Source organism: Streptomyces sp. JJ38, from assembly GCF_019303475.1.
In the GTDB taxonomy this organism is placed as follows: domain Bacteria; phylum Actinomycetota; class Actinomycetes; order Streptomycetales; family Streptomycetaceae; genus Streptomyces.
The window spans coordinates 52,000-71,255 of sequence record NZ_JABLSI010000013.1 but is presented as its reverse complement, the minus strand read 5'-3'; the positions used below and the strand labels follow the sequence as shown (position 1 = coordinate 71,255).

Genomic DNA, 19,256 nt, shown 5'->3' with positions numbered 1-19,256 from the left:
GGCGTCTCGTGTGGTTCGCTCACGGGAGAGTCGCTTCAGTCGGGAGTGGTCGTGCGGCCTGGGCGGGTCACTTGCCCGCGTTGATGGTGGCCTGCTCCAGGGCGCCCGCCTCGGCGCCCCACTCCTCCAGCACCTTGGCGTACTCGCCGTTGTCCATGATCGCCTGGAGGGCCTTCTGGATCGCGTCGCGGAGCTGGGTGTTCTCCTTGTGGACGGCGATGCCGTAGGGCGCCGCGTCGATCTGGTCGCCGACGACCTCGAAGCGGTCGCCGCCACCGGCGGTCTTCGCGCTGTAGATGGCCACCGGGTAGTCGGTGACGACGGCCTGGACGCGGCCGTTCTGGAGCTGGGTGACCGAGTCCGTGTCCTTGTCGGCGATGAAGAAGTCGATCTTGTCGTCGCACTTCTTGCTCTGCTCGTTGACGAGGGTCTCGTTGGCGGTGCCGCGCTGGGCGGCGACGCCGAGGCCACACAGGTCGTCGAGACTCTCGATCTTCTTCGGGTTGCCCTTCTCGACGAGCAGGGCCGAACCGGCCTGGAAGTAGTCGACGAAGTCGACGCCACCGTCAGCGTCCTGGGCCGCGCCCTCCTGGCGCTCCTTGGTGTCCGTCATGGCGGACATGACGATGTCGTACTTGTCCGACTGGTTCAGCCCGATGACGAGCTGGTCGAAGTTGGCGTCGATGAACTTCAGCTCGACGCCCAGCTGCTCGCTCAGGGCCTCCGCGATGCCCGGGTCGACACCCTTGAGCTCCTTGTCGTCGAAGAACTCGATGGGCGGGTAGGCGATGTCGGAGCCGACCTTGATGACTCCGGCGTTCTGGATCTCCTTGGGCAGCTCGGAGAAGAGCGGAGCCTCGGAGCTCTTGGTGCCCTTCTTGCCGCCGTCGCCGGAGCCGGCGTCGGCGTCGTCCGTCTGGTCGCCGCAGCCGGTCAGCAGCAGAGCCCCGGTGACCGCGACGGCTCCGGCCGCGGCGAGACGACGACGCGCGGACGGACGGCGGGTGGAACGTGCGGTCATGACGAGGTCCTCCTGCGAGGGGTGAGGGGGTCTTCGGCGGGCCGCGTCCCACCCTCGAGCGTGACGGCGACCCTGCGTAGTGGGAGGAATCTTGCCATCCGGACATGCCCTGGGGAGAGGTCAGCGATATCAAAATCGGATAACGGAGATCGGTGACCGAACATGGTTTGGTCGAGAGGCGCACTGGACTGAGCAGGACCGGAGCATTTTGAGAGGTTCCTCACGCCGGGGTCCGGCGACTGTGAGGAAACCCCTCATCAGTGGGCGTTGACCATCCGTTTTCCTACTGTTCGCCGGATACGTCCCTTCCAGTTGATCACGAGGCGTACTCATGGCGCGGCAGCGACGGGGGGAAGTGACTCGTGGCAGCCATCGTCATCCGGTACAAAGGGCTGTTACACCCCTCACCTGGGGACCCAGGGCGCGTGTGCGGCGCGCCCGGCGTCCAGCACCTCCCCCCTGAACGGTGTCGATCACCGGACGGGGCCTGGACGCGGTTCCGCCCGCGCCTCAACCAGGCAGCGGTACCCTCGGCAGTTATTCGGAATAAGGGGTCAAAGTGGCAGCGGAGATCGTCAATCCGCAGGGAGAGCTGGCCGAAGACGCGATCGATCCGGCCTTCGCCCTGCATCGAGGCGGCAAGATGGCAGTGCAGGCGACCGTCCCCGTGCGGGACACCGCGGACCTGTCCCTCGCCTACACGCCCGGTGTGGCCAAGGTCTGCACGGCGATCGCCGAGCAGCCGGAGCTGGTCGACGACTACACCTGGAAGTCCCAGGTCGTCGCGGTCGTGACGGACGGCAGCGCAGTGCTCGGGCTGGGTGACATCGGCCCGGAGGCCTCGCTTCCGGTCATGGAGGGCAAGGCCATCCTGTTCAAGCAGTTCGGCGGCGTGGACGCGGTGCCGATCGCGCTGGACACCAAGGACACGGACGAGATCGTCGAGACGGTCGTGCGCCTCGCCCCCTCCTTCGGCGGCGTCAACCTGGAGGACATCTCCGCGCCCCGCTGCTTCGAGATCGAGCAGCGCCTCAAGGAGCGGCTGGACATCCCCGTCTTCCACGACGACCAGCACGGCACCGCCATCGTGACGCTGGCCGCGCTGCGCAACGCCGCCCGGCTGACCGACCGCGCGCTGGGAGAGCTGCGGGCCGTCATCTCCGGCGCCGGCGCGGCGGGCGTGGCGATCGCCAAGATCCTCATCGAGGCGGGCATCGGCGACGTGGCCGTCTGCGACCGCAAGGGCGTCGTCTCCCAGGACCGCGAGGACCTGAACGCCGTCAAGCGCGAGGTCGCCGGCTTCACGAACAAGGCCGGGCTGTCCGGCTCGCTGGAGAAGGCCCTGGACGGCGCCGACGTCTTCATCGGCGTCAGCGGCGGCACCGTGCCCGAGCCGGCCGTCGCCACGATGGCCGAGGGCGCGTTCGTCTTCGCCATGGCCAACCCCAACCCGGAGATCCACCCCGACGTCGCGCACAAGTACGCCGCCGTCGTCGCCACCGGGCGCAGCGACTACCCGAACCAGATCAACAACGTGCTCGCCTTCCCCGGCGTGTTCGCCGGCGCCCTGCAGGTGCGGGCGACGAGCATCACCGAGGGCATGAAGCTGGCCGCCGCCGAGGCGCTGGCCGCCGTGGTGGCGGACGAGCTGAGCGCGGACAAGGTCATCCCCTCGCCGTTCGACGAGCGGGTGGGGCCCGCGGTGACCGCGGCCGTGGCCGCCGCCGCCCGCGCGGAGGGCGTCGCCCGCCGCTGACCGTGAACCACGCGGGGGCGGTACGGGTCGCATCCCGTACCGCCCCCGCGTGGTTTCCCCTCAGCCCGCCCGTGAGGGCCCCGTCACTTCAGGGCGAGGACCATCGCGTCGTGCGGCGAGGCCCACACCGTCCGCGCCTCGGCGAAGCCGCCGTCCCGCAGGGCGCGGGCATGCCACGCCGGGGACTGGAGCTGGCCGTCGCTGTGGTCGTCGGCGGGGCGGCCGAAGAGGCGGTTGCGCTCGGCGACCGCGTCGGCGAGCGCCGGGTGCGCGGCGGCCTCCTCCCACCAGCCGCTCCAGTCCTGGGCTCCGCCCGCCTTCGCGCGCTCCCGGCGGGCCTTGTCGAAGGCGTGCACCGCCTCGTTGATCCGGGGCGTCTCCGGGTCGGGCATGTGGTCGGCGTTGAGGAACACGCCACCCCCGCGCACGACCCCGGCGACCTGCCCGTAGAGGGTGGCCAGCTCGTCCGTGCGCAGCCAGTGCAGCGCGGTGGCCGTCAGGACGGCGTCGAACTCCCGGTGGGGCAGCTTCTCCGCCCAGGCCGCGTCCCGCAGATCCGCGCTGACGAACTCGATCCGCTCGTCGCCCGCGAAGTGGCCGCGCGCGATGGTCAGCAGCGCCGGGTCGAGGTCGACGCCGACGCTGCGCGCCGCGGGGAGCCGGGCGAACAGCCGGTCGGAGATGCTCCCGGTGCCGCAGGCCAGGTCCAGCACCCGGGGCTTCGGGCCGACCAGCGCCTCGACGGCGTCCAGCATGACGCCGAACCGCTCCTCGCGGTCGGGCAGGTACCACTCCTGCTGCCGGTCCCACGAGCTCTGCCAGGTCCGCCAGTCGACGTGTGCGCTTTCGGTCATCGATTCCCCTCCACAGGTAATAGGCTGTTTCCAAGGCCAGCCCTTACGTTCCTGTCCGCCACCCTAGACCCCGCCCGTAAGGACCACAAGTGGAACTGACCTATTACGCCGACTTCGCCGTGCGCCTCGTCAACACCGAGGAGCCGCTGCGCGGAGAGGACCGGCTCACGTCCGTGGACACGGTGCGGGAGCTGCTCGGCGCCAACCTGCAGACGGCACGGCGCGCCTCGGACGCCGACGTCACCCGGCTGCGCGGCGTCCGCACCCGGCTGCGCGCCGTCTTCACCGCGGCGGCCGAACACGACGAGGTCCGCGCGGTGGACCTGCTGAACGCCCTCCTCATGGAGTACCCGTGCAGCCCGCAGGTGGCCGGACACGACTACCGGGACGAGCAGGGCAACCCGAAGTGGCACATGCACCTGGCCGAGAACGCCGCGAGCGCGGGCGCGGGCTACACCGCCATGGCGGCCATCGGCCTCGCCTTCAGCCTCACCGACCTCGGCGTCGACCGGCTCGGCATCTGCCAGGCCGACCCCTGCCGCAACGCCTACCTGGACACCTCCACCAACCGCTCCCGGCGCTACTGCTCCGACCGCTGCGCCACCCGGGCCAACGTCGCCGCCTACCGCGCCCGCAAACGCCTGGAGAGCGGCCGGACGGCCGACAGCGCCCAGCCCGCCACGGAGGCCACCGAGCGTTGAACCTCCCGGGGTGGCCGCAGCCGCACCGAGGCCCGGGCCACCACCAGTTCGTCCGGAACCGCGCCGAACTCCCGGCTGTCGTTGTGCACATACGGGTTGTCGCCCTGCACCCACCAGCCCCCGGCCCGCCGGCCCACGATCCGCTTGACGATCAGCAGGTCGTGCTGCAACGGGTGCCGGATCACCACCACATGCCCCGGCCGCACCGGCACCCCGTACCGCAGCACGAGCCGGTCCCCCGGCCGCAGCGTCGGCACCATCGACGGGTTGAAGACCTCCGCCAGCCCGATCCGCCCCACCGCCACCAGCCGTCCCTCCGGTCACATCGTCCGAGAAGCCTGCGGCCGGTATCGGACTTTCGCCCTAATCCCGCGGGCCCCCGCGCGAAAAGCATTCCCTCAGGGAGTAATCTCGCACGCGAGAAGACGATCACGAGGAGGCCCAGCTCTCATGCTTTCCCGCCTGTTCGCCCCGACGGTGAAGGTCAGCGCCCACTGCGACCTGCCCTGCGGCGTCTACGACCCGGCCCAGGCCCGCATCGAGGCCGAGTCCGTGAAGGCCGTCCAGGAGAAGTACCAGGCCAACGAGGACCCCCACTTCCGCGCCCGCGCCACCGACATCAAGGAGCAGCGCGCGGAGCTCGCGAAGCACCACATCTCGGTGCTGTGGAGCGACTACTTCAAGCCCCCGCACTTCGAGAAGTACCCCGAGCTCCACCAGCTCGTGAACGACACCCTCAAGGCGCTGTCCGCCGCGAAGGGTTCCACCGACCCGGCCACCGGCCAGAAGGCCCTGGACTACATCGCCCAGATCGACAAGATCTTCTGGGAGACCAAGAAGGCCTGATCTCCAGTCATGCCCTCTGACCTGCGATTTCCTTGATCGCCTGGTCATCCAGTCCGCACCCGGTCCGCAGGCCGCCGAGAACGGCGTCCATGACGGACCGGGTGCGGTCTTCTTCACCCGGCCACGGCTCGGAGGCGTAGCGCCGTCAGCGGCGCGTCGTCCTTGTCCCCCAGGCCACACGCTCCGGCCGCACCGGTGAGCATGAGGCCCGAAGACCGCCGTCGGCACCGCTGACGCTGGTCAGATGCCCTCGCCACGCGCCGTGGCGAGGGCATCGGCTCTTCGCCCCGGGCCGCGTCAGGCTGCTTCGGTTTCGCTCGGAGCGGCGGGCACAGCAGTCCGCGTGCCGAGCAACTGCCCGGCCCACGCTCGGACCTCGGCCAGGTGTTCTGCCTGGAGTCCGACGTGAGGTTCCGGCTGCACAAGGAGGGTCGGGGCACCACTGGCTGTGCGTTCCGCAGCCCACGCGTGGTCCAGGCGAGTGAAGTCGTCGTCGATCCAGACGGCAGGGGCTTCTCCCAGCCAGGCGTCGACGTGGTCGCGCTTCCAGAGGTAGCCGTTGGGGTGGCTGGTGGTGATCTGGGGGCGCGGCAGGTCGACATGCGGCAGCGGCGGGAGGGCGAGTAGTGGGCCGATCAGCGTGGTGGCGTCCTGGCGCCAGCCCGTGCACCAGACCGGCGTGACCAGCCCCGTACGGAACACGTTGATGAGCATGGGGCCGTGGGCGGGGTTGAGCCAGATGGTGACCGGGTCGTCGGCGCTGCGGCCGGTGGGGACGACGTCGTGGCGGGCGTGGGTGTCCGGGGTCGAGCCCCTTGCGTCGGGAAAGGGTATGAGGACGCCATCGATGTCGAGGAGCAGGAAGGGCGGGCGCATCGGTTCCTCCAAGGGAAGCCGGGGCGAATGGCTGGTCAGAGCTTGCGGGCGCGGATCAGCAGGGTGGTGGGGAAGTGGCCCATGCGGGGGTCGTGGAACTCCTGGGCTGAGGTGAGCCAGAAGCCCGCCTGGCTGAGGTGCCTCTCCCAACGGTCGGTATCGAACTCCCATCGGGCGATGGGTAGCCGCGTGCGGTCGGGGAGCGTGATGTAGTCGCGACGAGGCCGGTCGTCGCCCGAGGGGCCTCGGCCGCCGCGCTGCGGGTGCGGGACGGAGAAGGCGAGCACTCGGCCGGGCTTGAGGCGCTGGGCAATGGCCGGGAGCAGGAACTCGGGCTCGACGAGCCCGACGGCTCCGAAGACGGAGTAGATCACGTCGAACGGCTCGTCGGAGGCTCGCAGATAGTGCAGGGCGTGGCCGGCGACGAAGGCGAGGTTGTTCAGCCGTCCGTAGTGGGAGCGGGCGCGGCGGACCTGGAGGCCGGCCAGGTCGACGCCCGTGACGTGGGCGCCGATTGGGGTCTCCCCTGCTCGAGCGGAGCCGAGAGCTTGGGGAAGGGTGGCGAGGTGGGCGGCGTTGTGGCCGGGGCCGCAGCCGAGTTCCAAGAGTCGCTTGCCGCGCAGGTCAGGGCCGAGGATCTCGGCGCCGGGCCCTTGGCCGAGTCTCGTGGTCCATTCCATCCGGGCGGGTACGGCCAGGGGTTCGGCGAGTCCGGCGGCGGTGCGCTGGAGCGCGTGGGCATGCCAGGGGGATGCCTGGGCGAGCACGTCAGATCTCCAGGATGTGGAGGACGTCGGTGAGGTGGCGGCGGACGGCCTTGAGGTAGGCGGGGTCGGTGGCCGGGTCGCTGATCCAGCGAATGGACTGCTCCATGAACCACTCGACGGCCCACATGCGGTGCCAGCCCAGGGCCCAGTTCTCGGCGGTGAGCCCGCCGCGCGGGGCGAGGGCGTCGGGTGTGCCGCCGGCGGTGACGTATTGCTCCAGGAGGACGCGCAGGCGCACGGGGTGCGGGGGCTCGATGGTGCCGTGCCAGCTGGCGAGGTCGAGCAGGCCGGGGCCGGTGAAGGCGCGGGCGAAGTCGAGCAGCCGCCAGCCGCGCTCGCCGATGTGGAGGCTGGTGGGGTGGAACTCGGAGTGCACCCAGCCGAACGGTTCCAGCGTCGCTCCGGCCGAGCGGGCCTCGGCGGCCTGGGCAATACGGTCGAGCGCGTCCTCGACATCGTCGGCGTCCTGCCACCGGTCGGCCTTGCGCAGCCGTTCGAGATGCTCCAGCGCCCGGGTCGGCAGTGTCCGCAGCCGGTCCTGGTCGAGGAGGGGCAAGGGCGGAGCCGTACGAGCCCCGTGCAGGACCACGGCCGCGGCGACGCCGTCAAGGTCATCGGCCTCACGGGCGGACGATCCGAGGTCCTCCATGAACATGCCGAGCCAGCCATCCCGAACGGCGGAGGCGTGGACCTGGGGTACGGGCACTCCGAGGGTGCGTGCCAGGCGGAGGGCCTGGTCCTCGCTGTCGAAGGGCTTCTTGGCGTACTTGAAGATGGCCGTGGAGCCATCGAGGAAGGTCACACGCTCGACGCCGGACATGGACCACACGCGTACCTCCTCCCGTACGGCGGTGGTCTGGCCGGCCACGGTGAGCAGGTTGTCGAGAAGTTCGGCGCTGGGGTTCGTGGTCACCTGGAGGCTCCCGGTAGGTGTGGTGGCGTCCGGGGCGGGCGAGGGATGCCAGCCCGCCCCGGAGCCTGATCGGATGGTGGATTACGCGGCGGGGTCCACGCGGTGGGCGTAGACCTGCTCGATCCAGCTGGCCTTGAACACCGCGAGGTCGTTGCGGAAGGTGGCCATTGAGGCCCCGTAGGGCGCGACCACGCCGCCGGACTGGTCCGGCACCGACTGGCAGCCGTGCACGAGTCGGCCACCGAGCGCGGCATGGGCCTTGATGGACTCGATCCGGCGGTGCTCGTTGAACCAGCCGCCGTGGTAGACCTCGTCGAGCATTCCGCCCATCTCGTCGTCCAGGTCGAAGACGACGGAGGTGGCGGCGGGGAAGAACCAGCACGGGCCGACGTTGGAGATGTGCCCGTCGAGCTCGACCTTGTTGAGCGCCATGAGCGTGGCGGCCTCGCGGAGCATCCGCAGGTGGTCGGCGGTGATCTGCGGAAGTCCGAGGCTGGCCAGGTGCTCCTCGCGGAAGAGGTACGCGTACACCTCGTACGCGGTGGCCACGACGCGGGCGGCGTCGGAGGTGGACTCGCTGTGCTGCTTGATGAAGTCGAGCGCGAGCTGCTCGACCGCGCTCTCGGTCGTCTCGTCCACGTCCAGGAGCTGGGACTTGACCAGCTCCCAGTCGGCGACGAGCCAGGTGTTGGACTCGAAGCGGAAGAAGTACTCGGCCGGGTCGATCGTGATGCGCCGGCCGTCGACCTGGATGCCGGGCAGGCGGCTCCAGCGCGGGTCGAACGCCTCGGGCAGCTCGACCGTGACGGCCGTAGTGTCGATGGTGGTCATTGTGTCTCCGTCTCTGAGCGGCCGGGTTCGAGCACAGGAATGCCAGAGCCCGGTGTGGACGTACGGAACTTCGGGGAGCCGCCCGGGCCAAGAGGGAGCCTGGATCACGGTCGCGCCGTTCCGGGCGGCTGCTGATAAGTGAACCGGCGGTCACGCTCAGTGGGTACTGTGGAAGGCAGTTGAAGCGGTATACGCGGTTTACAGCTCCAGGGCGGAGGCGATCGTGGCGGCGCAGCGAGAACCCAACTCCCGTCTGCGCGAGGTCATCGACGCGGTCGGCTGCACCTACGAGGCGCTCGCCAGAGACGTCCGACGCATCGCCGCCGAGAACGGCGAGATCCTCCAGACCAACAAGTCGGCCATCTCGCACTGGGTGAACGGCACCCGTGCCCCGTCGGGTCGCGTAGGTCAGTACCTGGCCGAGGCGCTGTCCCGCAGGGCGGGGCGCACGGTCACCCAGGCCGAGATCGGCCTCCAGGCCGGTGATGACGAAGCGCCGGCGGAATCCGACCCTGTCCTCGCGGTCACCGATCTGGGTCGGGCCGATGTCGAGCGCCGCCGCTTCCTCGCCATCGCGGCATTCACCACCGCCGGTGTCGCCATGCCGCTCGGATACGACCACGAGGCCACCGCCCGCATGCTCCGCGCCCGAATGGGCACGTCTCTGGTCGGGGCGGAGGACGTGGACGTCGTACGCCAGATCACCGCGGCCTTCAGCGCCGCCGACGAGCGCCTCGGCGGCGGCCACGGCCTGACCACCGTCACCGCATATCTCGCCGACACCGCCGCCCCCATGCTGCGCGGACGCTTCCCCAGCGAAGCCTTACGCCGGGCCGCCTTCGGCGCCGTCGCCGAACTCGCCTACCTCGCAGGGTGGAAGCACCACGACCTCGGCCAGGAAGGCGCCGCCCAGCGCTACTACCAGGTCGGCTACAAGCTCGCCTGCGAAGCCGACCCCCACGGCCACGCCGCCTGGATGATGCGCGCCCTCGCCCACCAGGCCCTCAGCCTCAAACAGCCCCACCATTGCGTCGACCTCGTCGAAGGCGCCCTCCGCACGGGTCTCGGCCACGTCGACGGTCAGACCGAGGCCCTCCTCCACATCACCCACGCCCGCGCCTACGCCGCCGCGAACGAGAACCCGTCGGCTGCAAGCGCCCTGCTCGCCGCCGAGGATGCCCTCCTACGGGACGACGGTCCCCAGCCCAGCTACTCCCGTGTGAGCGGCCCGGCCGCCGGCACCGTGGCCAGCCACACCGCCCGCACCCTGACCGACCTCGCGGACCACATCGGCACCGAACAGCAGCACCGGGACGCCCTCACCCGCTGGGACCCGGAGAAGTACAAGCGCGTCCACGCCCTCACCCACGCCGACCTCGGCGACAGCCTCGCCGCCCAGGCCCGCGCCGACGAAGCCGTCGCTGCCTGGACCCGGGCCCTGGTCCTCATGGAGGGTATGACCTCCGATCGGACCCGGAAGGCGATCACCTCAATCCGCTCCACGCTCGCGGTCTACCAACGTCGCCGCGTTCCCGGTGCCGCCGATCTCGCCCGCCGTGCCCGCGAGGTCCTCGCCTAACATGCCCAACAACCCGCCCGACGAAGGGAACACCGTGACCCAGCAGACCGACGACCAGCCCAAGGCCCTCAAGCCGGCGCTCGAATCCATGATCCTGCTGGTCGCCGCCGTCATCGTCCACGACAAGGCCACCAACCGCGTCGTCCTCCTCCAACGCAGCGAAAACGCCAAGTTCGCCCAGGGCATGTGGGACCTCCCCGTCGGCAAGAGCGAGCTTGGCGAGCCGATCACCGAGACCGCCGTCCGCGAGCTCTACGAGGAGACCGGCCTCACGGTGAAGCCCGAGTCCCTCAAGGTCGCCCACATCATCCACGGCGCCTGGGGCGTCGAAGCCCCCAACGGCTTCCTCACGGTCGTGTTCGCCGCCCACGACTGGACGGGCGAACCCGAAAACCGCGAACCCCGCAAGCACTCCCAAGTCCGCTGGGTCGACGCCGACGCAATCCCCGAGAACTTCGTGGACACCACCTCAAGCGCCCTCCACCGCTACCTCGGAGGCGGTCCGCAGGTCTCCCTGGATGGCTGGCAATAGGGGGCATCGACTGCGGCGCCACCGGATGCACTGGCGGCCCCTTGGTCACTCGCATTTGGCATGCGCAGACCTTGAAGAGGGAATTCTACCAATCACCCCCCGACACCGGCACGGTAATAACAACTCCAAGGGCCCCGCTGCTCTCTCTGCCATAGAGTGGAATCATGTCGAACACATCCCGATCAACGGCAGAGGCGCCGATCTCTCCAATTTACGACTTCAACGAGCCCGGGCAGCCCATTGCGCTACACGACGGGCCGATCGGCGGGCTGGCCGCCGGTGATGTGGCTGGCGTCATGGAACTGTCCTGCACGTCCGGACTGAGTTTCGACTGGAGAGTCTCCCCCGATACGCCTCCCGATTTCGCAAACCACTCGGAACTGAGCTTGGAGCTTCGCCGGCCTGACGGCGATATGCATGTCCATGCAGTGCCGCATGGGATGAACGGAGGATGGTCGAACGGTGGCACCTTCGGCGATCGCGAAGTTCCATTGAAGCGAGTTATCGCCCATTGGTTCAACCTTCCACGGTGGCGTGGCTCGATCGACCTGCTGACGGGCACAAACAGCGGCAAGCCACCAAGGACGCGGGATCGATGGCTTCACGAGGTCGACGGATGGAGGATCCGTCTGGACGCTCGCCCGGATCACAGCCGGATCTGGACCGACCTACACAGTTCGCACGTCTATGTGATGACGCATGTGATGGAACTTACCCGCATGGATGGCGGAACCTTTACGGCGACCGAGGCTCAGCCGGTGCTGACTGCCTTGCACGTGGGCATTTCGTTTGCCCTGGGGCGCTGGGCTGCTCCCATGTTGCCTGTTGGCGTGGACGCGAGTGGGAACGTGGCATGGGAGGATTGGGGTTCGTACCACTGCGATCCTGCCCGGAGCATCAGTCCCGGATGGTGGCACGAGCGTGACAGTGGCCCCCTCGAAGAACTCCTGGATCACGTGATCCCGGCATTCTCGGACCCCGATCGACTCACCTCCCTGCGGCTGCAAATGATGTTCGCTATCACGGCAATCAGCGATCGAGGTTTTGTAGAGCAGCGGATCACGATGGGTACCGCCGGCCTGGAACACATCATGTGGCAACTCCTCGTACTCGGCGGCCAAATGACCAAGAATCAATACGAGGGCCGACAGCCGTATAACGGCACCATGCTCCGGAATCACGACCGGCTCCGCAAGGTGTTGACGGAAGCGAGCATCTCCATCGATGTAGACGCCAAACTCTCGCCAGTCACGACGAAATTCGTGGCCGACGAGGCTGCTCCTGATCGCCAAGGCAGGATCCTCGACGGCGCAGACGTGGTTACGCAGATCCGCAATCGGCTCGTCCACCCGAAGGGGCGCTCAGGAAACCGTCTACCGGCTGGACGGCCTGACAACAGAGGTGTGGTTGATGACACGGCACTACCTCGTGTTGTTGATCCTCAACTCGCTGGGCTACTGCGGCCCGTACCGGGACCTAAGACAAACCCGTGGCTGGGTCGGCGACGTTGCCGCTGTGCCATGGGTCTAACAACTCATCCTATTTGGCTAGTTCGATAGCCTACAGGCACGGTGATCGGGAAGTGCTGTACGTGGCAGCAGCGGCTCAAAGATCCAGTTGATCGACAAGCAGACCGGTCTGTCCCCGTCCGTCGACATCTCCTGCATGAACCTGCATGACAGTCAGCCACTTCCTGGCCTTCACCAGCATCGCCAGCACCCCCATCTGCTCCAGCAGACTCATGAGGACAGACGATCCTTAAGATGCGTCGGCGTAGGCGAGGTGGGCACCGCAGACGGTGCAGCGGAAGAGCATGGCAGTCGCCCCCTCGCCAAGGCTCGCCAGGAAGTGCTCAAGCCGGTCTTCGTCGTGCCAGCCGTCGAGGCGCATGTCGGTCCGCAGCTGGTCGAGGGCTTCGGGATGCGCCGCCAGCTCGGTGTGTCCGACTTCGCCCACGAAGGCAGCCGCGTCCTGGCAGTGGACGAGCCAGTGCGGATCCTGCCAGGCATGGAAGCCAGGGGTGCGGCAGGTGACCTCACGCAAAACGTCCTCGCTGACACCATCGAGCCCGTAGGAGTCGGTGAATTCCCCGGCGAAGCGTTCTGCCGCGCTCCCGTCCGCGATGCACCACGGGCAGAAACGTCCGGTGACGTCCTGGGCGGTGTAGAAGGACGCCGTATAGAGCCAGCCTCTGCTGCGCTCGCAGCAGGCGCACGTCTCGGTGGCCGCGCGGATGGACCCGCTCGCGAGGGGGTCTGGGTGATAGCGGAAGAAGGGCAGGCCGACACTCATCGCCGCTTCCTGATCCGCGCCTTGGTGGCCCTGCCCGCTGATCCCATGGAGAGCAGTCTGTCCGCGAGGAGCCTCCCGATCAAGCGGCGACGTCGGACTCCTGCTGGCCCGGCCAATTGAGACAGCTTGTAAGTCGCAGCACCACACCGTTCGGTCCGCACACAGTCCGCAGGACACTCGATCGAGACCGTCGCACCCCATCGCTACCCAACACCAAAAGGCCAGGTCAGCGACCTACGAGGAAGATCCCCGCAGGTCACCGACCCAGCCCATTACTAGGAGACCAAGAAGGCCTGACCCGGCCTCGCACCGCCACGGCCGGCGGCGTCCTCGGACGTCGCCAGGTCACTGCGACCGCACCCGGTCCGCGACCCGCCTGCACGGCGTGGCCTGCGGGCCGGGTGCGGTCGTCTGCGTCCGGCCGTCAGGCGCGGCTCTCCGTGACCGCGGCGGACTCCCCGGTCGGGCGCGGACGGCGGCGTCCGTACCAGATGAGGGCGAAGGCCGAGACGTTCATGAGCAGCCCGTAGACGCCCGAGGGCACGGCCATCTCCGGCTGCCCCATGACGGTGACGGCGATGAGGATGCCGATGGTGGCGTTCTTGACGCCGAGCTCGACGGCGCCGGTCATCCGGTCCGCCCACGGAAGCCCGGCCAGTGCCATGACGCCGAAGCCGACGCCGAGCCCACCCAGGTTGAGCAGGAGCGCAGGGGCGCCCGCCGTGCGCAGGTACTCCCAGGAGTCCTCGCCCAGCGAGACGGCGATGACCACGACCAGCGCCGCGAGGACGAGCCCGCCGAAGACGGAGACGGCTCGTTCCAGGGCGTCGGCCAGCCGGGGCCGTCCGGTGCGGATGGCCATCCCGAGCAGCAGCGGGAGCAGCACCAGCACGAGCAGCAGGGCGATGGTGCGCGGCACGGGGACGCGGACCTCGCCGCCGCCGCCGACGGGCCAGATGTCGAGCGCCAGGTTGGCGAAGACCGGCAGCGTCACGATGGTGGCGGCGCTGGCGATGATGGTCAGCACGATCGACAGCGCCACGTTGCCCCGGGCCAGGTAGGCGATCAGGTTCGACGTCGTCCCGCCGGGGCAGGCCGCGATGATCACCAGGCCCACCGCGACGACGGCGGGCAACGCGAGCGCCCAGGCGAGGGCGACCCCGAGCAGGGGCATCAGCAGGAGCTGCGCCACCGTCCCGACGAGGGTGCCGCGGGGGGCGCGGAGCTCGCGGCCGAAGTCCCGGCGGGTCAGGCTCAGCCCGATGCCGATCATGATGACGAACAGGGCGACGGGGAGCCCGTTGTCGATCAGGGCGTTGTCGAGCAGGGGGTGGTCCTCGCTCACCTCCACCCGCTGGCCGATCGCGATCATGCCAGCTCCTTCGCGAGCGCCCGGCCCGCCGCCCGGCCGGAGAAGATGCATCCGCCCAGGAACGTGCCTTCGAGGGCGTTGTAACCGTGCACGCCGCCGCCGCCGAACCCGGCGACCTCCCCCGCCGCGTAGAGGCCCGGGAAGGGCGTCTCGTCGGCGCGCATCACCTGCGAGTCCAGGTTGGTCTGCACGCCGCCGAGTGTCTTGCGGGTCAGGATGTTCAGCCGCACGGCGATGAGCGGGCCGTGCGCCGGGTCGAGGAGGCGGTGCGGCCTGGCCACGCGGGTCAGCCGGTCGCCCCGGTACCGCCGCGCGTTGCCGATGGCCATGAGTTGCAGGTCCTTGGAGTAGGCGTTGCCGACCTCGGCGTCCCGGGCCAGGATCTGCCGCGCCAGTTCGGCGTGGTCCAGGTGCGGTCCGCGGGCGATCGCGTTCATGCCGTCGACCAGTTCGGGGAGCGTGTCGGCGACGACGAAGTCCACGCCGTGCCGCTTGAACGCCTCGACCGGGCCGGGCGCCCCGCCGCTGAGCCGGCTGGCGAGGGTCTGCCTGACGCTCTTGCCGGTGACATCCGGGTTCTGCTCCGATCCGGACAACGCGAACTCCTTCTCGATGATCGTCTGGGTGAGGACGAACCACGAGTAGTCGTAACCGGTGTCGAGGACGGCTTTCAGGGTGCGGTTGGTGTCGAAACCGGGAAAGTTCGGTGCCGGGAGCCGCTTCCCGGTGGCGTCGAACCACAGGGACGACGGCCCGGGGATGATCCGGATCGCGTGGTGGGGCCAGATCGGGTCCCAGTTGTGCACCCCCTCGGTGTAGTGCCACATCCGGTCGGAGTTGACGATGGCGCCGCCCGCCCTCTCGGCGATCTCCAGCATGCGTCCGTCCACATGGGCGGGGACGCCCGCGATCATCGTCCGCGGGCAGGGGCCGAGCCGGTCGGCGGGCCAGTTCCGGCGGACGAGGTCGAAGTTGTGCCCGATACCGCCGGAGGTGACGACCACGGCCCGCGCCCGGAACGTGAAATCCCCCACCGGGGTGCGGGAGGAGGCCCTGCCGCGTTCGAGGTCGGTGGGCTCCAGCACGTCCCCCCGGACGCCGACGACGGCGCCGTCCTCGACGACGAGCTCGTCGACCCGGTGCCGGAAGGCGAACCGGACCAGCCCGCGCCGCTCGCCGTCGAGCACCGGTTCGGCGAACACCCGGACGACCTCCGGGCCGGTGCCCCAGGTGAGGTGGAAGCGCGGTACCGAGTTGCCGTGGCCGTCCGCGGTTCCGTCACCGCGCTCGGCCCAGCCGACGACCGGCGTCAGGCGCAGCCCGAGGTCGTGCAGGTACCGGCGCTTGTCGTGGGCGGCGAACTCCACGTAGGCGCGCGCCCACTGACGGGCCCAGTGGTCCTCCCGGCCACGGTCGAACCCGGCCGAACCCTGCCAGTCCTGCCAGGCGAGCTCGACGGAGTCGGAGATGCCCATGCGGCGCTGCTCGGGGCTGTCCACGAGGAACAGGCCGCCCAGCGACCAGAACGCCTGGCCTCCGAGGTTGTCGCGGTTCTCCTGCTCCACGACGAGCACGCTGCGGCCCGCCCTGACGAGCTCGTACGTCGCGACGAGCCCGGCCAGGCCGGCACCGACGACGATCACATCGGGTTCGAATGCCATGGTCTTCCTTCGCGGTCTGAGGGGACGCGTATGAAGCCCGTGCGGCCCGCGGCCGCGCCGGACCGCACCCGGTGACGCTCTGCTCGACGGCCGGATCAGTACGTTCGCGGGCCGGTGCCGACCGGTGGGCGATGCGGCTGTCAGCGCATCGGCCCAGGCCCGCGAGCACCGGATGGATCTGCCTATCCGATAGGATTTCCTATTGACGAGGGCATCATGGCCGGTGGTCCGACGCCCGTCAAGGAGGAGAGCCCGTGCCGAAAGGTCCGACGAAGCGACGCCCGCAGACCCGGGCGCGGCTGCTCGACGCCGCGATGGAGGCGTTCGCCGAGCTGGGATTCCACGGTGCGACGATCGACGAGATCTGCCGCAGGGCCGGGTACACGACCGGGGCCTACTACTCGAACTTCGCCAGCAAGGACGAGCTGTTCTACGCGCTCTTCGACGAGCAGGCCACGAAGGCGGTGGACCGCTTCTCCGAGCGGCTGTCCCGGCTCGACGACCCGACGTCGCCCGAGCAGCTCGTCGCCCTGGCCGGAGAGATCGGCCCGGACGAGCGGCGCTGGTTCCTCGTGAGCACCGAGTTCACCCTGTACGCCATGCGCAACCCGGAGGCGGCCCGGACCCTGGCCGACCACGACGCGAGAGTCCGGGCGAAGCTCGTCCGGGTCCTGGAGCGCCTGCTGGACGAGATGGGCAGAGCGCCCGCCGTCGACCTGGAGCAGTTCGCCCGGCTCCTCATCGCCATCCGGGAGGGCGGCCTGATGCAGAGTCTCGTCGAGCCGGAGCAGCTTCCCCCGAACAGCCTTGAGCGAGACTTCCTGCCGGTCCTGCTGCGCGCCGCCAGCGCGGAGCGGGACGACGGTCCCGCCCCGCGCGGAACGTGAGTGAGCCCGGCGGTCCGTGCCGAAGCACGGGCCGCCGGGCTCGTGGCCGTCACCGGTGCCGACGCCGGTGGCGTCAGGCGTGGGGCTGGGTGAAGCGGATGGCGTTGCCGAAGGGGTCGCGCAGACCGCAGTCGGTCCCGTAGGGACGCTCGGTGGGTTCCTCGGTGAACTCCACGCCCCGGCCCAGCAGGGTCTCGTAGGTCTTGCGGCAGTCGTCCGTGGTGAGGATGAGCGGCCCGCCGAGGACCCCCTTGGTCAGCAGCTCACGGACCTGCTGCGCCGTCTCCTCGGTCATCGCGGGCGGGCCGGGCCGCTCCAGCAGGACGTGCCGGTCCGGACTGCCGGGGACGCCGACGGTCAGCCAGCGCATGAAGCCCATGTCGACGTCCGCGGTCACCTCCAGGCCGAGCTTGCCGACGTAGAAGTCGAGGGCCTGGTCCTGGTCGAGGACGTAGAGCTGGGAATGGGTGATGGCGTTGAACATGGCCATCACGCTATGGGGTGCACCGGGCGGAATACTTATCCGAAACTGCTCAGTCGGCGGCGGTCAGGAACTGGGCCGCGTCCAGGTCTTCGTGAAACAGGTGGGCACGGCCGTGGCCGCCGCGTGCCTGCGGTACTCCCGCGGCGAGCGCCCGACGATGTCGCGGAACGTCCGGCTGAAGGTCCCCAGGCTGCCGAAGCCGACGGCGTAGCAGATGTCCGTCACGCTGCGGTCGGTCTCCCGCAGCAGGCACATGGCCCGCTCGACGCGGCGGCGTTGCAGGTAGCGGTGCGGCGTCTCGCCGAACGTGGCCCGGAAGGTACGGACGAAGTGCGCCTCGGAGACGTGGGCGACGCGGGCCAGGGCTGGTATGTCCAGGGGCTGCGCGTACCGGCGGTCCATGGTGTCGCGGGCCCGGAGCATCCGGCGGTTGCTGTCCTCCGTCGCACGGCTCACGGCCCCATCACACCACGCGCCCGGCCGCCGTCGACGGGCCCGGCCCACGCGACGGGCACGGGCGCGGCCCGGCGTGCGGTGCGCGCGCCGGGCCGCGGGAACGTCAGGGGCGGTCACAGACCACCGGTGTAGAGCAGGCGGTTGGGAGAACCGGGGTCGATCGAGCGGACCTTGTCCTTGCTGGCCGTGTCGGCCAGCCAGCGGGCGAGCGCGGCGGAGGAGACGTCGCCGTACTCGTCCTTGGCGAGCGCCGCCACCCCGGCGACGTGCGGCGAGGCCATGGAGGTGCCGTTCAGCGCCACGCTGCCACCGCCCAGCCGGGCGGAGACGATCGCCTGGCCGGGTGCGTACAGGTCCAGGCAGCGGCCGTGGTTGCTGAAGCTCGCCTCGGCGTCGTCCCGGCGGGTCGCGCCGACGGTGACCGCGGAGCGGGCACTGGCCGGGGAGACGCGGCAGGCGTCCTCGTCCGCGTTGCCCGCGGCCACGACGGGGAGCACCCCGGAGGCGGCCAGGTTCTCGGTGGCCATGTTGGTGGCGAAGGAGTAGGAGCCGCCCAGGGAGCCGTTGAGCACGGCGGGACCCTCGGCGTTGCGGGCCGTCCAGTCGAGCCCGGCGACGATGCCGCCCATGCTGCCCTTGCCCTCGCAGTCCAGCACGCGGACGCTGACGAGCTTCGCCGCGGGGGCGACACCGAACGTCGAGCCGGCCACCGTACCGGCGACGTGGGTGCCGTGGCCCGCGCAGTCGGCGCCGTCGCGGCCGTCGCCGACGGCGTCGAAGCCGGGGACGGCCCGGCCGCCGAACTCCTGGTGCCGGTAGTCGATGCCGGTGTCGAGAATGAAGACGGTGACGCCGGAGCCGTCGTTGCGGGTGGTGAAGTCGGAGTCGAGCGGCAGCTCCCGCTGGTCGATGCGGTCCAGGCCCCAGCTCGCGAGCGGGGCGGCCGGAGCGGCGGAGGGCAGCGCGTCGGCCCGTACGACGGCGTCCTGCTCGACGGCGGCGACGCCGGGCAACGCGCGCACGGCCGCCACCTGCTCCTCGGTGAGGGAGGCGGCGAAGCCGAGCATCGCCGAGCGGTACACGAAGTCGGGGTCCGCTCCGAGGCCATCGGCGATCGCCTTCGGGTCGAAACCGGTGTCGAGGGTGACGAGGTACCGGCCCGGGATGGCGTCGGGGCTGCGGTGGAGCGGTGCCAGTGTCCCGGCGTTCGGCTCGGGCGCCTCGTCGGCGGTGCCGGCGGCGAAGGCGAGGGGCGCGGGCAGGAGCGCCGCGGCGGTCAGCAGGGCCAGACGGTGCGTCAGGGAACGGGACATCGGTGGCACCTCTCAGACGTGGGGAGCATGGGCCGCCGCACGCGCCTGATCGCTGACGTGTTCGACGGCCGTCTCCCTGCCCATCGTCCGCGGCACACCGCGGGCTTGAGGGGCG

General features: G+C 70.0%; 21 protein-coding genes. 7 read left to right on the top strand and 14 right to left on the bottom strand.

Annotation, left to right across the window (positions count from 1 at the left end; translation table 11 throughout):
- Positions 1–67: 67 nt before the first annotated feature.
- Positions 68–1,021, bottom strand: a complete 954-nt coding sequence (locus HPT28_RS08885) for an ABC transporter substrate-binding protein (RefSeq protein ID WP_219090420.1) — start codon at positions 1,019–1,021, stop codon at positions 68–70.
- Between the two features lie 559 nt (positions 1,022–1,580).
- Between HPT28_RS08885 and HPT28_RS08880 the strand changes: the two genes are divergently transcribed.
- Complete coding sequence (locus tag HPT28_RS08880; RefSeq protein WP_219090419.1) at positions 1,581–2,777, top strand: NADP-dependent malic enzyme; 1,197 nt, start codon at positions 1,581–1,583, stop codon at positions 2,775–2,777.
- Between the two features lie 83 nt (positions 2,778–2,860).
- Here the strand turns inward: HPT28_RS08880 and HPT28_RS08875 are convergent, their stop codons facing one another.
- Positions 2,861–3,631, bottom strand: a complete 771-nt coding sequence (locus HPT28_RS08875; protein WP_219090418.1) for a trans-aconitate 2-methyltransferase — start codon at positions 3,629–3,631, stop codon at positions 2,861–2,863.
- Positions 3,632–3,720: 89 nt separating this feature from the next.
- On the opposite strand from HPT28_RS08875, the gene HPT28_RS08870 reads away from it, so the two are divergent.
- The gene (locus tag HPT28_RS08870) at positions 3,721–4,332 is read left to right on the top strand and encodes an ABATE domain-containing protein (RefSeq protein WP_219090417.1); all 612 of its coding nucleotides are present in this window, start codon (positions 3,721–3,723) and stop codon (positions 4,330–4,332) included.
- On the opposite strand, the gene sodX is transcribed toward HPT28_RS08870, so the two are convergent.
- Entirely contained in the window at positions 4,254–4,592 is a 339-nt protein-coding gene (sodX, locus tag HPT28_RS08865) for a nickel-type superoxide dismutase maturation protease (protein WP_219090575.1), read from the bottom strand. The genes HPT28_RS08870 and sodX overlap by 79 nt on opposite strands.
- 190 nt (positions 4,593–4,782) lie before the next feature.
- Between sodX and sodN the strand changes: the two genes are divergently transcribed.
- Positions 4,783–5,178, top strand: coding sequence for a superoxide dismutase, Ni (gene sodN, locus HPT28_RS08860; RefSeq protein WP_219090416.1), 396 nt, complete (start codon positions 4,783–4,785; stop codon positions 5,176–5,178).
- Between the two features lie 297 nt (positions 5,179–5,475).
- Here the strand turns inward: sodN and HPT28_RS08855 are convergent, their stop codons facing one another.
- The 4 genes from HPT28_RS08855 to HPT28_RS08840 all read right to left on the bottom strand — a co-directional run bounded on the left by HPT28_RS08855 (position 5,476) and on the right by HPT28_RS08840 (position 8,565).
- On the bottom strand, positions 5,476–6,054 hold the full coding sequence (locus HPT28_RS08855; protein ID WP_219090415.1) for an HAD domain-containing protein: 579 nt from the start codon (positions 6,052–6,054) through the stop codon (positions 5,476–5,478).
- Between the two features lie 35 nt (positions 6,055–6,089).
- Positions 6,090–6,821, bottom strand: a complete 732-nt coding sequence (locus HPT28_RS08850) for a bifunctional 2-polyprenyl-6-hydroxyphenol methylase/3-demethylubiquinol 3-O-methyltransferase UbiG (RefSeq protein ID WP_219090414.1) — start codon at positions 6,819–6,821, stop codon at positions 6,090–6,092.
- Position 6,822: 1 nt separating this feature from the next.
- A complete protein-coding gene (locus tag HPT28_RS08845) occupies positions 6,823–7,734 on the bottom strand; it encodes a phosphotransferase family protein (protein ID WP_219090413.1) in 912 nt (303 codons plus the stop codon).
- A gap of 81 nt (positions 7,735–7,815) precedes the next feature.
- Positions 7,816–8,565 (bottom strand): hypothetical protein, encoded by a 750-nt coding sequence (locus tag HPT28_RS08840; RefSeq protein ID WP_219090412.1) that lies wholly within the window; start codon positions 8,563–8,565, stop codon positions 7,816–7,818.
- A 223-nt stretch (positions 8,566–8,788) separates the two neighbouring features.
- Between HPT28_RS08840 and HPT28_RS08835 the strand changes: the two genes are divergently transcribed.
- The 3 genes from HPT28_RS08835 (at position 8,789) to HPT28_RS08825 (ending at position 12,235) form a co-directional block, all read left to right on the top strand.
- Positions 8,789–10,144, top strand: a complete 1,356-nt coding sequence (locus HPT28_RS08835; RefSeq protein ID WP_219090411.1) for a tetratricopeptide repeat protein — start codon at positions 8,789–8,791, stop codon at positions 10,142–10,144.
- Between the two features lies 1 nt (position 10,145).
- Entirely contained in the window at positions 10,146–10,676 is a 531-nt protein-coding gene (locus HPT28_RS08830) for an NUDIX domain-containing protein (RefSeq protein ID WP_219090410.1), read from the top strand.
- Positions 10,677–10,840: 164 nt separating this feature from the next.
- Positions 10,841–12,235 carry a hypothetical protein gene (locus HPT28_RS08825; RefSeq protein ID WP_219090409.1) on the top strand — a complete coding sequence of 465 codons (1,395 nt, stop codon included), beginning with the start codon at positions 10,841–10,843 and terminating at the stop codon, positions 12,233–12,235.
- Positions 12,236–12,281: 46 nt separating this feature from the next.
- Here the strand turns inward: HPT28_RS08825 and HPT28_RS08820 are convergent, their stop codons facing one another.
- From HPT28_RS08820 to HPT28_RS08805, 4 genes are all read right to left on the bottom strand, one after another.
- Complete coding sequence (locus HPT28_RS08820) at positions 12,282–12,419, bottom strand: hypothetical protein (RefSeq protein ID WP_219090408.1); 138 nt, start codon at positions 12,417–12,419, stop codon at positions 12,282–12,284.
- 15 nt (positions 12,420–12,434) lie between these two features.
- Positions 12,435–12,968, bottom strand: coding sequence for a CbrC family protein (locus HPT28_RS08815; protein WP_219090407.1), 534 nt, complete (start codon positions 12,966–12,968; stop codon positions 12,435–12,437).
- Between the two features lie 424 nt (positions 12,969–13,392).
- Positions 13,393–14,340: a bile acid:sodium symporter family protein gene (locus HPT28_RS08810; RefSeq protein WP_219090406.1), complete on the bottom strand. Its 948-nt coding sequence runs from the start codon at positions 14,338–14,340 to the stop codon at positions 13,393–13,395.
- Positions 14,337–16,001, bottom strand: coding sequence for an FAD-binding dehydrogenase (locus HPT28_RS08805; RefSeq protein WP_219090405.1), 1,665 nt, complete (start codon positions 15,999–16,001; stop codon positions 14,337–14,339). Before HPT28_RS08805 ends, HPT28_RS08810 begins: the two co-directional genes overlap by 4 nt.
- A gap of 254 nt (positions 16,002–16,255) precedes the next feature.
- Here HPT28_RS08805 and HPT28_RS08800 point away from each other — a divergent pair, with 254 nt between their 5' ends.
- Entirely contained in the window at positions 16,256–16,888 is a 633-nt protein-coding gene (locus tag HPT28_RS08800) for a TetR/AcrR family transcriptional regulator (RefSeq protein ID WP_219090404.1), read from the top strand.
- Positions 16,889–16,961: 73 nt separating this feature from the next.
- Here HPT28_RS08800 and HPT28_RS08795 read toward each other — a convergent pair whose 3' ends face one another.
- The 3 genes from HPT28_RS08795 to HPT28_RS08785 form a co-directional block, all read right to left on the bottom strand.
- Complete coding sequence (locus tag HPT28_RS08795; protein ID WP_219090403.1) at positions 16,962–17,372, bottom strand: VOC family protein; 411 nt, start codon at positions 17,370–17,372, stop codon at positions 16,962–16,964.
- A gap of 63 nt (positions 17,373–17,435) precedes the next feature.
- Complete coding sequence (locus HPT28_RS08790; protein ID WP_308119136.1) at positions 17,436–17,828, bottom strand: AraC family transcriptional regulator; 393 nt, start codon at positions 17,826–17,828, stop codon at positions 17,436–17,438.
- Between the two features lie 113 nt (positions 17,829–17,941).
- Positions 17,942–19,141 carry a S8 family peptidase gene (locus tag HPT28_RS08785; RefSeq protein WP_219090402.1) on the bottom strand — a complete coding sequence of 400 codons (1,200 nt, stop codon included), beginning with the start codon at positions 19,139–19,141 and terminating at the stop codon, positions 17,942–17,944.
- Between the last annotated feature and the right edge of the window lie 115 nt (positions 19,142–19,256).

What these genes read in the sequence shown, in the direction of transcription:
- HPT28_RS08885 (WP_219090420.1), bottom strand. Translation starts at nt 1,021, where the DNA reads ATGACCGCACGTTCCACCCGCCGTCCGTCCGCGCGTCGTCGTCTCGCC.
- HPT28_RS08875 (WP_219090418.1), bottom strand. Translation starts at nt 3,631, where the DNA reads ATGACCGAAAGCGCACACGTCGACTGGCGGACCTGGCAGAGCTCGTGG.
- sodX (WP_219090575.1), bottom strand. Translation starts at nt 4,592, where the DNA reads ATGGTGCCGACGCTGCGGCCGGGGGACCGGCTCGTGCTGCGGTACGGG.
- sodN (WP_219090416.1), top strand. Translation starts at nt 4,783, where the DNA reads ATGCTTTCCCGCCTGTTCGCCCCGACGGTGAAGGTCAGCGCCCACTGC.
- HPT28_RS08855 (WP_219090415.1), bottom strand. Translation starts at nt 6,054, where the DNA reads ATGCGCCCGCCCTTCCTGCTCCTCGACATCGATGGCGTCCTCATACCC.
- HPT28_RS08840 (WP_219090412.1), bottom strand. Translation starts at nt 8,565, where the DNA reads ATGACCACCATCGACACTACGGCCGTCACGGTCGAGCTGCCCGAGGCG.
- HPT28_RS08830 (WP_219090410.1), top strand. Translation starts at nt 10,146, where the DNA reads ATGCCCAACAACCCGCCCGACGAAGGGAACACCGTGACCCAGCAGACC.
- HPT28_RS08825 (WP_219090409.1), top strand. Translation starts at nt 10,841, where the DNA reads ATGTCGAACACATCCCGATCAACGGCAGAGGCGCCGATCTCTCCAATT.
- HPT28_RS08820 (WP_219090408.1), bottom strand. Translation starts at nt 12,419, where the DNA reads ATGAGTCTGCTGGAGCAGATGGGGGTGCTGGCGATGCTGGTGAAGGCC.
- HPT28_RS08815 (WP_219090407.1), bottom strand. Translation starts at nt 12,968, where the DNA reads ATGAGTGTCGGCCTGCCCTTCTTCCGCTATCACCCAGACCCCCTCGCG.
- HPT28_RS08810 (WP_219090406.1), bottom strand. Translation starts at nt 14,340, where the DNA reads ATGATCGCGATCGGCCAGCGGGTGGAGGTGAGCGAGGACCACCCCCTG.
- HPT28_RS08805 (WP_219090405.1), bottom strand. Translation starts at nt 16,001, where the DNA reads ATGGCATTCGAACCCGATGTGATCGTCGTCGGTGCCGGCCTGGCCGGG.
- HPT28_RS08795 (WP_219090403.1), bottom strand. Translation starts at nt 17,372, where the DNA reads ATGTTCAACGCCATCACCCATTCCCAGCTCTACGTCCTCGACCAGGAC.
- HPT28_RS08785 (WP_219090402.1), bottom strand. Translation starts at nt 19,141, where the DNA reads ATGTCCCGTTCCCTGACGCACCGTCTGGCCCTGCTGACCGCCGCGGCG.